The following is a 15,223-nucleotide window of genomic DNA, read 5'->3' as shown; positions in this document are numbered from 1 at the left end:
GAAAATAGCATATTAATATTTATATTAATACACTATTTTTACTTACCTATAATTAATGAACAAACTTTATTGGAACTTATATCCTATTAACTTTTATCTAATTTTTTAACCTTTTTTACTGTATTATTTATAGCACTAACAACAGTATCCTTATCCTTTATTACATAAGGTGTCCCTAAAATAGAACTTTCATATAACGTTATTAATGAGTTTTCTTGTAAATTCTCATATTTAGATTCTATTTTATTGCTTATTATATAAATAGGTATTTTATTAAATTCATCTATACTTTGAATGTCAAAATTCTTTTTATATAAATTACTTAATTCATCTGAAACTGCTTTTCTATAATTTTTTTTATTTTTATGTATATTAAATTCTTCTAATGCACCAATAGATATATCTTCTTCAAATCCTTCGTTTTCTTTTAAAAGACCAAACTTATCACTTAATTCTGTTAAATAAAAATAACTTCCTATAAACTCAAGTTTAGACTTATAATATTCCCATCTTATTGATTTTAAGTATTCTGGACTATTAATCAATTCTTTAGATAATGGATTAATAAATATCAACCCCGATACTAATTCTGGATATTTTTGAGCAAAACTTGTAGCAACCAAACTTCCATACTCTTCTCCAACAAAAATATATGGTTCAGATGCCCCAGACTTTCTTAACAATACTCTTAATTCATCTGCTTGTTGCTCCGGAGATTTTTTCTCCGCTGAATCACTAAATCCATATCCATGCCTATTGTATACAAATGTTTTTATATCGGAATTGCCTTCTAATGTTTTACACACTTCATCCCATTGATATATATTAGTCCCTATACCGCCTTCAAAGACTACTGTATATTGTCCTGTTCCTCTAATTTTATATTCTAATTTATTGCTATCTACTCTAACATACTTTAAATTTGGTTTAATTTTTTCATTACTAAAAAAATTACTCATCATTTGTGCCAAAAAGCCTACAAATAGTAGTACCAATATAATTGTTAATGTTTTTTTACAAATTTCTAAAAAACTATATTTTCTTTGTTTTATTCTTTCAAATCCATTAGAATGTGGTAATAAATTCATTGTTTTAACTATCTCCTAACTTTAAATTAGGTTTTGCATTTATATCAAAAGATGATATAAGTCCCTTCTCAAAATTAAAATATGCAGCACTTCCTATCATTGCAGCATTGTCTGTACATAATATTGGTTCTGGAAATAATATTTTTATTCCTTTTTTGGCACCCTCTTTTTCTAATGTTTCTCTTAAACATGAATTAGATGCTACACCACCTGCTATAGCAATTTTATCAGCATTTTTTTTCTTACAAGTTAAAAATACATTTTCTTTTAAAACATCAATAACAGCTTTTTGAAAAGATGCTGCCACATCTGCTTTATTTATCTCATTGCCTTGCATTTTTGCTTTATTTAAATAATTTAAAACTGCTGATTTAACTCCACTAAAAGAAAAATCTAATGTATCTTCATGAAATTTAGCTTTAGGAAAATCAATAGCATTAGGATTTCCTTCTTTTGCTAATTTATCAATTTTAGGCCCTCCAGGATACCCCAATCCTAAAGCTCTTGCAACTTTATCATATGCTTCACCTGCTGCATCATCTCTAGTCTTTCCTATTACTTCAAAATCACAGAAATCATTAACACAAACTATAAAAGTATGTCCTCCTGATACTACCAAAGATATAAATGGAGGTTTTAAATCCTTATGTTGTATAAAATTTGCAGAAATATGACCTTCAATATGATTAACTCCAATTAAAGGTTTTTTAGCAGCAAAAGCAAGTCCCTTAGCATATTGTAAACCTACTAAAAGTGCTCCTATAAGTCCTGGGCCATATGTAACACCTATTGCATCAATATCATCTAAAGTAACATTTGCTTCCTCTAATGCTTTTTTTACAACAAAATCTATAGTTTCAATATGCATTCTTGACGCTACTTCCGGCACTACACCACCAAATTTTTTATGAGTATCAATCTGTGTAGATATAATGTTTGATAAAACGTCTCTTCCATTTGCAACAACAGCTGCAGAAGTTTCATCACAACTTGATTCTATTGATAAAATTAATTTTCTATTCATAATTAATACCTCTTATTTTTATATTTAACTTACTTTATATATCTTACTTTGTATGTCTAATGTAAATTTAAAAATAATTTAACAATTAGCTATAACAATGATTATCCAAAAACATTATACTTTATATAAAGTATATTATCAATTTATGATTATTGTATAACATAACGATATAATGTATATTTTACTATATAAAAATTAATAATTAACTACTAAAAAGTTAATTTTTTTTAAATATTATTTGTAAGGAGATTTTTAATGACAACTTATGCTAAAGTAATTGTTAATGGTTCCCCAATTACCAAGTCAAATTTTAAATTACATAATTCAAACGGACGTGCTATTTTACCTAATAATTCTGGCAAATACCATGATAGATATGCACTGTATGAACAAGAAATTGCCTTAATTGCAAGAAATCAAAATCCAAATATTATTTTAGAAGAAAGCTTAATAGCATTGTTAAAAGTTTATTACAAAAGTGAAAAACGTCATCCTGATACAATTAATATCACTAAAAGTATCTTTGATGGAATAGAAAAAAGCGGCTTAATTGTTAATGATGCTCAAATAACAAGAATTATTGTAGAAGAATATTATGATAAAGAAAATCCTAGATTTGAGTTAGAGTTATTTGGTGAAAGTGAATATGATTTAGGATTTTGTATTAAGAAAAAAGAAACTATAACTACGCCTAAAATTTATTCTCCGCTAAGAAATTGTTTGAAAAAAACAATTGAAAGTAAAACTCCATTATCTAATATTGAAACTACATGTAGTATATGTAACACTTTAATCAAAGGTAATGATTACATTAAAGCTGATAAAGGAAAAACTTTAATATGTAAAAAATGTTTTAATAAATTATTTTAATCTAAGTTAAATTTTAATTTTTAATATTTTCATTTAGAGTACATTTGAGAAAATTCTAGAATACAAATATAATAAATTTTCTATATAAGTTCCTCACTATACTAGTTAATTGATAAATAAATAAACTTTATTGGAACTTATATATTATATTAAAGATTTAATGTTGAAAGGAAGTTTTTTATGACTAAAGATATAGATTTAATTTTTTTTGGAGATAGCTTAACTTTTGGTTATGGTGTTTCTAAAAATGATTCATGGGTATATAAAATTCAAAATTCATATGAAAATCCATCTTTGAATAAAGGATGTAATGGCGACACCACGGCTTCAATGCTTACACGTTATTATAACGATGTGATTGCATATAATCCAAATAAAATCTTTATTATGGGTGGCACTAATGACTTGTTGATGGGAAGAAAATTTGATACAATAATTGATAATCTAGAATTAATGATTAAGGATTCTATTGATATTAATGCAGAAATTATTATTGGTATTCCACCAAATATTATTGGTATTATGGCAAATAGATTATTTGGTTCTTCTCCTTTCTATAGTTATGCTGAAATAGAATTACCTAAGTTAAGAAAAGCTATAATTAATTTATGTCTTAATTATAACCTTTCTTATATAGATTTCTATTTATTAACTTTAAATAACAAAAATATTTATTTAGATGGACTTCATTTAAATTCTCACGGCAATGAACTTATGTATAAAACTGCTATTTCCTACTTTTAATATATTCTGCTGTTTTTATTCCACAATTAATACCATCAGTTTCATTCATAATTAATGCCATTTTACCATAAATTAAGTTCCCACAAGCAAAAATGCCATGAACTGATGTTTTAAAATCATCTACAATAGGTACTAATGTATTCGGATTAATGTTTACTTTTAACATCTCTGCAAGCATGTTTTCTGGTCTAAATCCAACTGATAATAATAAAGAGTCACATTCTCTTTCTATAACAACATCATCTTTTAGGTTTAATATTTTAAGACCATTAATCCGACTATTTCCATGAACCTCTATAACTCTAGAATTTTCTATAATCTCTATATCAAATCCATCTAATATACTTTCTATCTCTTCATTTCTTAATGAATCAAATTCATCTTCTATTACTATAGCTTCTACAGATCCACCTTCTATTATAATTCTTCTAGCCACCAAAAATCCCCATTTATTTTTAGCTGTAACTACAGTTTTCCTACCTGGTAAATATCCTTCTATATTAATTAATCTATGAGCATCTCCTAATGTAAATATACCTGTTAATCCGTTGGTAGGAATTATAATACTTCCTGTATAAATTTCTCTAGCTCCTGTTGATAATATTATTGCATCTGATTTAACTTCATTAATACCTTCTATTGGATTAACATATGTTACTATTTTTTCCTCAGTAATTTCTATTACAGTTGATTCTAATTTTATTTCTATATTAGAATTTAATAATCTTTCTTGTACAAAATTAATATATTCTGGTCCAGTTACTTGTTCTCCTAGAAACTTTTCTCCAAATCCATTATGAATACATTGATTTAATATCCCGCCAAGATTATTTTCTCTTTCAATAATTAATATATTTTCAACTCCACTTTTCAGTGCTCCTAAGGCAGCTGTCATTCCAGCTATTCCACCACCAATTACAACCAAATCATATTTAAGCATGATATTGTCCTCCAAATATAGTATCTATTATAATTTTATTAAGTTTTTAGATTCGTTTATTATATCAACTATATCATACATATCAACAACTTCTACAAAATCATCAACTATATCTAATTTATAATATTTTAAAGAACCTTCATGTACTAAAACATCTACACCCTCTTGTGATAATAATTTTATATTTTCTAATTTTTCAATATTATCATTTTGAGCAAATACTTTTACTGCTTCATTTAAAAATATAATATTTTTAGGAAGTTTTTCTGCATCACTTAATGCACTTAAATACTCATTTAATAATATTCTACCTAATTTTTCATCTCCAGCACCGAATTTATCAGATGTTATTAATATAGAAATTTCTTTTTCATCTATAAGTTCTAAACATCCTCTTTTTTCAATCATAATATTAAGTTCTTCATCATTTTCATTTATATCTACATGATACCCTTTACTCATTGCAACTTTAACAATATTAGCATTATCAGATTCTTTGTTAACAATTACTACTGCTTCTCCTTCACCAATTGAATTAAAGTATTTTTTTACAATCCTTATAGTCTTTGGAAAAGAAATTCCTCTGCAATCTATTTCTTTCATATATCTTACCCCCTGTTTAGTCCCATATCTAATAAGTTTAAAATAATTATATCATGTTTACTTTTAGATAGGTTGTTTCATTTTTTTATTTATGTATAATATAATATATCACTTAATATAAGAAATAAGTTTATAAAATATAACTATTATTTTCTATAAAATTAAAAATCGAGGTGAATTTATGGATTACTTTAAAAAAATTATAAATAAAGATTCAATAAGCAGGCTTATATTAATCTTAATTCCTATAATCTCTATAATCCTTAAAGGGATTTTATTCCAAGGTTTCATTACTAGTGATAATCCTTATAGTTTTAATTTTACTGCTGGATATGATTCAGCCAAACCTTTTATTAATTATTATATCGCTTTTTCAATGATATTTTTAAGTTTTTCATTATTATTTAAAGGCAAAGGTAGAATAATTTACATTTTTATAATTGATATATTATTAACTTCCATTATTATGCTGGATCTTTGTTATTTTAGAGGCTTCTTAACTGTTCCTTCTATATTAATAGCAACTCAAACAGCTAACCTAGATAATTTATCTGGTGCTGTATACTCAATGTTTAGTCCTATGGATTTCTTATTTATACTAGATTTTATAATACTAGCGATATATATTTATATTACTAGAAAATCTTATAAAAATATAAAAAGAAGATCAATAATAACTTTTTTACTTACTTTTATTTTACCAATATTATTTATAAGTTATGTGCCATTTAATATACATATTTTAGACAATAAAAAAGTAAAAGATGCATATCTTTTTGATAATTATGATCCAACAAATACAGCTAGATATTTTTCACCAATTGGGTACCATGTATTTGATTTATATACTGTATATCGTGACTCAAAAAAATATAATTTTACCGAAGAAGACAAAAATAATATAAATGATTATTTTGAAGTTAAAAAAGAAAATATTCCTAATAATGAATATTTCGGAATGTCTAAAGGAAAAAACTTAATATATATTCAAGTTGAATCTTTAGAAGATTTCGTTATAGGTAAAACTATTAATGGCAAAGAAATTACTCCTGTATTAAATAAATTAACTTCTAATAATGCACTATATTTTCCTAATATTTTTGAGCAAGTTAATGAAGGTACAAGCTCTGATTCAGATTTAATGGTTAATACTTCTATGTTACCATTAAGAAGAGGTAGTACATTTTTTAGATATCCAAATACCACTTATAATTCTTTACCAAATATACTAGAAGAAGATAAAAATTATACTACTATTGCTATACATCCAGATAAAGGATCTTTCTGGAATTATTCAGCTGGATTAACTGGAATAGGCTTTGATAAATTTAATGATTACTACTCTTTCAATGATGATGAACACATAGGTATGGGAATAAGTGATAGAACTTATTTTGAACAAGTTATACCAATGCTAAAAAAACAACAAAACCCTTTTTATGCTTTAACTGTAACATTAACTAGTCATGGACCTTTTGATATTCCTCAAGAATATAGAGAATTAAATCTTGATTCAGAATTAGATAAAACTGAATTAGGTGGATATTTTGAAAGTGTACATTATACAGACAAACAAATAGGACACTTCTTAGAATTGTTAGAAAAAGAAGGTTTATTAGAAAATACAGTTGTTGCCATTATGGGTGATCATACTGGAGTTCATAAATACTATAATAATAGCATTGAAAACTTATCTAAAAAGGAAGATTGGTACTTATATAATGGTAACCCTACAGTTCCTTTAGTAATTTATGATTCTTCAATTAAGCAAGGGAAAACATTTGATTTATATGGTGGTCAAATTGATGTTATGCCAACATTACTTTATATGCTTGGTATAGATAAAGAAAAATATGAAAATACTGCTTTAGGAAGAAATCTCTTAAATACAAAAAAATCTTTTGCTGTATTAACTGATGGAACTATAAAAGGTGAGGATTCACTTTCTGATAAAGAAAAAGAAGTTTATAAAAATATCTTAGACCTATCAGATAAAATGATAAGGGGTAACTATTTCAAAGAAAATTAATATATTCTAAAAAAAGTTGATATCAACATTCGTTTAAACATAGTAATATAAAAGGATTATCTCAAAAAATATATTTAAGATAATCCTTTTATTTTTACTATTTTTTAAATGACACTGCAAAATTTTTCTATTTTCCTGCTATTGAAAGTTCTTTAACTATTACAGATGGACATCCTATACTACTCATTGGGAATTTTAAGTCATTTCCTACTTCTTCTATATCCTTTAATAAATTAAAGAAATTGCCTGCTACTGTAATTTGTTCAATTGGTGTAGTTTTCTTTCCATTTTCAATTTTAAATCCTTTAGCTGCTAACGAGAAGTCTCCAGTTACTGCACTAGCACCAGAATGAAGTCCAGCAAATTCAGTAATTATTACTCCTTCTTTAACCTCTTCACATATTTCTTCAAATGATTTCTCACCTGGATTTATATAAAAATTAGTTGCACTAACACCTACAATTGATGCATATGAACTTTTAAATCCATTTCCTGTTGATTTTACTCCTGCTTTATTAGCGGTTTTTAAATTATATAACAATGTATTTAACTTACCATTAGTTATTATTTCTTTTTTATAAGTTGCAACTCCTTCATCATCAAAAGCAGTTGTTCCAAGTCCATCTTGTAAATGTGGATCATCAATTAATGTTAATATATCTGACGCTATAATTTCTCCTTCTTTTCCTTTAAGAAGAGATAACCCTTTTTGTGCCTGTTCTGCATCAAAAATTGAAGAAAATGTTCCAAGTAGTGATACCATAGCTTCATTATTTATAATCACTTTATATTTACCTGATGGAATACTTTTTGCACCTACTCTCTCTAACGCCTCTTCAAGACCTTGCTTTGCTAAATTTTTAGGATTAATATCTGTTAAATTCTTTGCTATAACATAACCCATTCCATCATATTTTTCATTATTTTCTTCTATAATTGGAATTACATATGCTGTTAAATTATTTCTTTCATTCTTTAAATTTAATCCTTTTGAATTTATTATTCCATAACTAGATTTTCCATATCCTATTCCACAGCCATTAAAATTAACCACTTTATCACACTGTTTCTTACACTCATTCTCCATTTCCATTGCAAGAGATATAAGTTTATCTGGTTTTATATTATCTAATTCCTTCTTATAACAATTTAATTCTTTATATTCTTTATCACCATCATATATAAATTGAATATCATCATTTTCTATAACTAATGCTGCATTTTTTGCATTCTCTATAAGGGTTTTTATTGCATCTTTATCTAATATTTCTGTATAAGAATATCCCATTTTACCATTTACTTTTCCTCTAAATGATAAACCGAATGCATTGTTTAATTTATATTTCTCCACTTCACCTTCATAAATGTTTATACTTAAACTTTCAACATCTGAATAATATATCTCATACTCTTCAAATCCTGATTTTTTAGCTTCTTTAAATAATTCTTCTTTAAATTGACCAAAATTCATCTCTTATCTACCTCCAACAGTCATTTTCTTTACTCTAATCATTGGTTGACCTACATTCGTTGGAACGCTTCCTGAAGATGAACCACACATCCCCTGAGCCATTTCTAAATTATTTCCTACCATATCAATATTCATAAGTACTTCGCTGCCTTTACCGATAAGACTAGCCCCTCTAACAGGTTCTTGTATTACTCCACCCTTAACTAGATATCCTTCTTGAACAGCAAAATTAAATTCGCCAGTTACAGGATTTACAGATCCTCCACCTAATTTCTTTGCATATAAACCATCTGATATAGATTTAATTATATCTTCTGGATTATCATTTCCGTTTGCTATATAGGTATTAGTCATTCTTGAGGTTGGTTGATATTTATAACTTTGTCTTCTTGAACTTCCTGTAGGCTCCATGTTCATTCTTCTTCCATTTAATTTATCAATCATATAACCTTTTAAAATACCATTTTCAATTAAAATATTTTTTTGTGTTTTATTCCCTTCATCATCTATGTTTAATGATCCCCAAGCATTAGGTATAGTTCCATCATCTATTGCTGTTACTTTAGATGATGCTATTTGTTGCCCAAGTTTATTAGCAAAAACTGAATTTCCTTTAGCAACTGAGCTAGCTTCTAATGCATGACCACAAGCTTCATGGAATATTACCCCACCAAATCCATTATCTATAGCAACAGGCATATTACCAGCCGGACAGTTTTTAGCATGAAGCATAGTATAAGCTATTCTCGCTGCCTCTCTTCCATGATATTCAGGATCAACCGTTTCAAACATTTCAAATCCCATATGTCTACCTGGTCCTTCAAATCCTGTTTGATTTTCTGCTCCTTTTGATGCTATTGCACTTATACCTAATCTAGTTCTTATTCTTTTATCTTCTATATATAATCCATCACTATTAGCAATTAAAATATTTTGTTCTTTATCTGCATAACTTGTAATAACTTGTGAAATATCATTATTAAAATCTTTTGCACTATGATATGCACGTTTTAAAATATCTATCTTTTTGTTATATCCAACATCTTTAGGATAGTATTTTATCGGATGTATTGTATTTATTCTATTTTCATTAAGTATTATAGTCTTATTATCTTTTAGGTCTCCTAATGCTAAAGCTGCCCTGTAAGCTGTGTCTAATAAACTTTCTAAACTATTATTATTAGTATATGCATAAACACTCTTTAACCCTTTAAATATTCTAATTCCTATACCATAACTTCTTCCTCCTATCGCATCATCTATTTTTCCATCTACTAATGATATTGAATTATTTATTGAATTATCTTCAAAGATTTCTGCAAAATCTCCACCTGTTATTAAACATCTTGCTAAAACTTCTGAAGCAATATTTTTTGATAACATATTATTCCTCCTTTTAATATCTAATCTAAAAATGGTTTTTCCCATTTATCTACATACTCACCTATACACCATTCAGACATTATTATTTCATCATTTTTGCTAATATCTATACTAGTAAGTGGAGTATCACCAATTTTTGAATTTTGTATTTCATATACTAATATTTTATCATTAGTAACAACTATTGCAATTCTATTATTTGGAGATGTAAATGCATCTTTGGCTAATGGAACTTGACTTTTTAATGTCTTCCATGGTATTAACAGTGAATCATAATTTATTAATTTTTTAGAAGATTTTATATTTAATGAAAAATCATATCCTTCTCCTACTTGGTTATTACCTGGAGATATCTTACCTACAATATCCCATTTTCCTTTATTTCTTTTAACAGAAAAATTGCTATAATTTATATGTGATTTGTATTTTTCTAGTTCTTTTTCTGATAGATTGCTCATTAATTTTTCATAAGTTTGTTTAAAAATTTCATTTGCTTCAATAGAAAATATATCACTTATTACAATAGGTAAATCAGAATTAATATTATCAATTGGTACTACTTGATACTTATTATACTTTCCATTAAAATTTTTCCCCTTATAAACTTGAGTTGCAATATAATCATTCCCTACATAATTTATACTTCTATAAACATTTTCTTTAACTTCTTTTTGATTATTTTTTATATTTTCTTTTTCATTTTTACCGTCAATAGGGTGAGTTTCAAAATATTCGTTATGATAATTATTAATTTCCGCAATTTTTTTATTTATACTCCATATTCCATTCATTCTCGGTGCTATTATTTCATCTTTTTCTTTAATAGGTTCTAACTTACCATCTTTAAATTCTATATATAAAGTTTTATATTTTTCTCCAGTCTCATTATCACTATCTTCATCAATTATTTTAGATTTAACTCCTAGATAAACTCCTACTGAATCATCATATTGATTATTTACTTTATTATTGTCTAATTTATGTTCTATATTATTTTTTTCTTCATTGCTTTCATCAATTTCACCTACAAGTTTAACTTTATATAAAGCTCCATTATAAAATACAAAACTATTATCATCACCATCTTTTATAAATTCAAAAATCACTCCATTATTACTATTTACTGAAATAACTTCAGTTTTATCTTGATTTATTCCTAAATCTTTAATAGTATATTTTGCTTCATAAGATATTACATAATCATCTTTAACTAATTTTAATTTGTATGATACATTATTGTACTCAATGTTACCTAAAATAATATAATCTAAAGCTATTTTAATGTTTTCTCCTATTGAAACTCTGTTATTTTCTTCATTATAAACGGTTTTATCTAATACTTTAGAATCTGTTATTTCCCATACTCCTTTAATACTTAATGAAGAATTAGTTGGTGCTTTTATTTTACCTATCTTATTTTGATTTATATTTTTTTCACAGCCTAATAAGCAAATAGATATAATTATCACTAAAGTTATAATTATACATTTTTTCATAACTCTATCTCCTTTTTATTAGGAATTGATATAATCACTTTAGTCTTTTCCCCTTCTTTACTTTCTATTTCTAAATTTCCTCCATGTAAAGTAATAATTTCATCACAAATAGATAATCCAATACCACTTTTAGATTTTGAATTAGACCCTTTATAAAATTTTTCTTTTACATGAGGTAAATCCTCTTTACTTATTCCGCAACCATTGTCCTCCACTATTATAATTAATCCATTTTTATCTTTAAAAGTTACCTTAACTTCACCATTTTTATTTACAAATTTAAAAGAATTATCTATTAAATTAATTAATACTTGTTTTAATCTATCTATATCTAAATAATACATTTTTCCATCTAATTTAGAAAATACCTCAAATTTAATTTCCTCTTTAACAGCTCTAGGATGCATATAATCTTCTATATATTTTATTAAATTAGATATACATACATTTTCTTTTTTTAGATTTATTTTCCCGCCTACCAGCCTTGAAAAATCTAATAATTCTTCCACCATTTTAGATAATCTGTCAGTTTCTTTTTCTAATATATTAAATCCTAATTTTAAAGTATCTTTTTCTGTATTTTCGTCCTTTAATGTTATTACCCATCCTTTTATAGATGTTAATGGTGTTCTTAATTCATGAGATACTGATGAAATAAACTCATCTTTTAATTTTTCCCTTTTAATAAGTTCTTCTGCCATATAATCTAAAGTATTTGAAAGTTTTGCTATTTCATCTTGTCCACTGCTATTATTTCTAACCTCTAAATTACCATTAGCCATCTTTTCAGCAACACAAGTAAGTCTCTTTATGGGATTTATAATTCTATTAGATAAAACCAAACTAATAAAAATCCCAATTAATAAAACAATTATAGAGATAGCTATACAAAATAAAAAAATAGCACTTAATTCTTTATTAATTTCTTCTAACGATATTACATATCTAATTATTCCTATTACTTTTCCATTATTAGTTAGAGGCTCTGATACTGCCATTACTTTGCTATTTGAATACTTAACTTTACCAACATAACTTCCACTCTGTCCATTTATCGCCTTTTTTATATCAGCTTTTTGATTAAGTTCAGCATCATTAATTCCAATAGAATCCATAAGTAAATTTCCATTACTATCTAAAATTTGTACTTCTGCATTACTTTTGTTCCAAAATGAATCAACATTATCATATATATTTTCCATTAAGCTTGTTGTTGATAAATATTTATTATAAAAATTAGCAGATATTTGTATTTGATTTCTCATTAAAGTTTCCGTATTATCATAATAATATTTTTTTACAAAAGTCCCTAAAAGTACATTCATTGTTATAACAATAAACAATATTAAAAATATGAAATTTTTTACTAATGTATTTTTAATACTTTTCATACTCTATCCTTTCCATCTATATCCTATTCCCCAAATTGTTTCTATAAATTTAGGCATTGAAGAATCATCCTCTATTTTAGATCTAAGCCTTCTAATATTTACATCTATTAATTTAGGATCACCAAAATAATTGTATCCCCATACTAAATTTAAAAGTTCATCTCTTGTAAATGCTTTATTAGGATTCTCTAAAAACAATTTCATTAGTAAATACTCTTTAGGAGTAACATCTATTTCGATATTATTTTTTAGCAATTTTTGAGAATATAAATCTACTATGAATGGTTCTCTAATTAACTTATTTTTATCCTCCGTTTCTTCTTCCCCTATTCTTCTTAATATAGCCTTAACCCTAAGAACTAATTCTAATGGATTAAATGGTTTTACAATATAATCATCAGCACCATATTCTAATCCCATTATTTTATCCATATCTTGACCACGAGCAGTTAGCATTATAATCCCAATCGTAGGATATTTTTCTCTAAGTTTAGAGCATACTTCAAACCCATCTATACCAGGAAGCATAATATCTAATACTGCTAAATCTGGATTATACATATCTGCTTTTTGAAGTCCTTCTTCCCCACTTTCTGCTTCTATCACTTCAAAATTATTTCTTTTTAAATTTATTTTCAAAAAACCTCTTATACTTTCTTCATCTTCAACTATCAATATCTTATTCATATTCTCGCCTCCACCTATATATAAATATATAAAAAAGAGACTATTCAACAGTCTCTTATTTATATTAATAATTATAGTTTATTCAAATTTTTCTTATCTATTTAATAGTTCTAAATTCATATCCTTGTGCTTTTAAATAATCTATTATTTCTGGTAAAGCCTTCGCTGTTTCCTCTTTTTGGTTAGTATCATGCATTAATATAACTACTTTTTCTCTACCAGCAACAGTTTTCTTTACTCCGTCTATAAGCTCTGCTGCTGACTTAAATTTCCCTTCTGCATCCCCTGATAATGCATTCCAATCAATATAATGATATCCAGTTTCATTCATCTTTTGATCTATAGCATCTTGACCTTTCCATGACATATGTCCACCTGGAAATCTAATAACTTTTGTTGAAAAATCTTTTCCTAAAACTGCCCTTAAAGCTTCATTACTCTTTTCTATATCGCTCATAAAATTATCAACATTTACTATTCTTTTTGGGTAAAGGTAAGAATAATCATGTGAATATGTGTGGTTTGCAATAGCATGTCCTTCTTTAACTTCTTGTTTTAATATTTCTTTTGTAGTCTCACTTTCATTTATTGATTTACCCATAGTAAAAAATGTTGCCTTAACATCTTTTTCTTTTAATGTTTTTAATATTTCTGGTGTAACATTAGTTGATGGTCCATCATCAAATGTTAAATATGCAACCTTATGTCCATCTGCACCTTCTGGCATTTGACCCTTATTTTGTTGATATAAATATTTTTCCACAAAAGCAGCATCATCTGCAACTGGATCTTTACCAGCAGGTAAATATCCTGAATTGTCTAAAGTCGGTTCTACTGTAGCAGTATTTTTATCATTTTCAGTACTAGAAATCTCAATTGCTTTTGCCGTTTCATTTTTTTTAGAAATTATTTGAGTTGATAATGCTCCTATTACCACCATACCTAAAATTATTGAAGAAAATACTATAATCTTTTTTTGATTTTTTATCTTACGTTTCTTTCTTTTGTAATTAATATTATTTTGCATTGATAAATTTGCCTCCATAGTTTAATTTATTTAGTAGTTAGTATATATAATATTATTACACTCAATAAAGATAATTAAAAATATAATTTTTAATTATCCTATATATAGTATATAAAATTTAATTTAAATATAAAACTATAATTTAGTATTATTAATACAAATATATTAACTAAATTTATCTATATATTTATTATAATTCATTTATCACATACTTTTGTTACAAAACTATTACATAAATCTATTAATAAAGAATTTTTTTTATATTTAAATATAAAAAAAGCCGATATAATCGGCTCTAAAATTCTAATATTTAAAAAAATCGTTCTTTCAAAATTGCACATATTTTGTATATACTTAATTATTATTGGTCAAGCCCTCGACCTATTAGTATCAGTCAGCTAAATATGTTACCACACTTACACCTCTGACCTATCAACCTTGTAGTCTTCAAGGGGTCTTACTAGCTTACG

At 26.0% G+C, this 15,223-nt stretch carries 13 protein-coding genes and 1 rRNA gene; 3 read left to right on the top strand and 11 right to left on the bottom strand.

Annotated elements, in window-relative coordinates; genetic code table 11:
- Positions 1–86: 86 nt before the first annotated feature.
- Positions 87–1,088 (bottom strand): alpha/beta hydrolase, encoded by a 1,002-nt coding sequence (locus ACYUET_RS15975; RefSeq protein WP_460281283.1) that lies wholly within the window; start codon positions 1,086–1,088, stop codon positions 87–89.
- 4 nt (positions 1,089–1,092) lie between these two features.
- Positions 1,093–2,112 carry a tRNA (adenosine(37)-N6)-threonylcarbamoyltransferase complex transferase subunit TsaD gene (tsaD, locus tag ACYUET_RS15970; protein ID WP_460281281.1) on the bottom strand — a complete coding sequence of 340 codons (1,020 nt, stop codon included), beginning with the start codon at positions 2,110–2,112 and terminating at the stop codon, positions 1,093–1,095.
- A gap of 255 nt (positions 2,113–2,367) precedes the next feature.
- Between tsaD and ACYUET_RS15965 the strand changes: the two genes are divergently transcribed.
- Both ACYUET_RS15965 and ACYUET_RS15960 read left to right on the top strand, forming a co-directional pair.
- Positions 2,368–2,982 carry a RusA family crossover junction endodeoxyribonuclease gene (locus ACYUET_RS15965; RefSeq protein WP_460281279.1) on the top strand — a complete coding sequence of 205 codons (615 nt, stop codon included), beginning with the start codon at positions 2,368–2,370 and terminating at the stop codon, positions 2,980–2,982.
- A 180-nt stretch (positions 2,983–3,162) separates the two neighbouring features.
- The gene (locus ACYUET_RS15960) at positions 3,163–3,726 is read left to right on the top strand and encodes a GDSL-type esterase/lipase family protein (protein WP_460281277.1); all 564 of its coding nucleotides are present in this window, start codon (positions 3,163–3,165) and stop codon (positions 3,724–3,726) included.
- Here the strand turns inward: ACYUET_RS15960 and ACYUET_RS15955 are convergent.
- Both ACYUET_RS15955 and yedF read right to left on the bottom strand, forming a co-directional pair.
- Positions 3,710–4,666 carry an NAD(P)/FAD-dependent oxidoreductase gene (locus tag ACYUET_RS15955; protein WP_460281275.1) on the bottom strand — a complete coding sequence of 319 codons (957 nt, stop codon included), beginning with the start codon at positions 4,664–4,666 and terminating at the stop codon, positions 3,710–3,712. The genes ACYUET_RS15960 and ACYUET_RS15955 overlap by 17 nt on opposite strands.
- Positions 4,667–4,693: 27 nt before the next feature.
- Positions 4,694–5,269 carry a sulfurtransferase-like selenium metabolism protein YedF gene (gene yedF, locus ACYUET_RS15950; protein WP_460281273.1) on the bottom strand — a complete coding sequence of 192 codons (576 nt, stop codon included), beginning with the start codon at positions 5,267–5,269 and terminating at the stop codon, positions 4,694–4,696.
- Positions 5,270–5,450: 181 nt separating this feature from the next.
- Between yedF and ACYUET_RS15945 the strand changes: the two genes are divergently transcribed.
- Positions 5,451–7,298: an LTA synthase family protein gene (locus tag ACYUET_RS15945; RefSeq protein ID WP_460281271.1), complete on the top strand. Its 1,848-nt coding sequence runs from the start codon at positions 5,451–5,453 to the stop codon at positions 7,296–7,298.
- Positions 7,299–7,425: 127 nt separating this feature from the next.
- On the opposite strand, the gene ACYUET_RS15940 is transcribed toward ACYUET_RS15945, so the two are convergent.
- The 7 genes from ACYUET_RS15940 to ACYUET_RS15910 all read right to left on the bottom strand — a co-directional run.
- Entirely contained in the window at positions 7,426–8,769 is a 1,344-nt protein-coding gene (locus tag ACYUET_RS15940) for a TldD/PmbA family protein (protein ID WP_460281269.1), read from the bottom strand.
- Between the two features lie 3 nt (positions 8,770–8,772).
- On the bottom strand, positions 8,773–10,152 hold the full coding sequence (locus ACYUET_RS15935; protein WP_460281267.1) for a TldD/PmbA family protein: 1,380 nt from the start codon (positions 10,150–10,152) through the stop codon (positions 8,773–8,775).
- A 20-nt stretch (positions 10,153–10,172) separates the two neighbouring features.
- Entirely contained in the window at positions 10,173–11,648 is a 1,476-nt protein-coding gene (locus ACYUET_RS15930) for a hypothetical protein (RefSeq protein ID WP_460281265.1), read from the bottom strand.
- Positions 11,645–13,039 (bottom strand): HAMP domain-containing sensor histidine kinase, encoded by a 1,395-nt coding sequence (locus ACYUET_RS15925; RefSeq protein WP_460281263.1) that lies wholly within the window; start codon positions 13,037–13,039, stop codon positions 11,645–11,647. Before ACYUET_RS15925 ends, ACYUET_RS15930 begins: the two co-directional genes overlap by 4 nt.
- A 3-nt stretch (positions 13,040–13,042) precedes the next feature.
- On the bottom strand, positions 13,043–13,726 hold the full coding sequence (locus ACYUET_RS15920) for a response regulator transcription factor (RefSeq protein ID WP_460281261.1): 684 nt from the start codon (positions 13,724–13,726) through the stop codon (positions 13,043–13,045).
- 97 nt (positions 13,727–13,823) lie between these two features.
- The gene (locus ACYUET_RS15915; protein WP_460281259.1) at positions 13,824–14,753 is read right to left on the bottom strand and encodes a polysaccharide deacetylase family protein; all 930 of its coding nucleotides are present in this window, start codon (positions 14,751–14,753) and stop codon (positions 13,824–13,826) included.
- Positions 14,754–15,117: 364 nt separating this feature from the next.
- Positions 15,118–15,223 (bottom strand): 23S ribosomal RNA (locus ACYUET_RS15910); the annotation flags it as partial.

The sequence above is a fragment of the Clostridium sp. CTA-5 genome (genome assembly GCF_054768135.1).
This window is presented reverse-complemented; position numbering and strand designations above follow the sequence as displayed.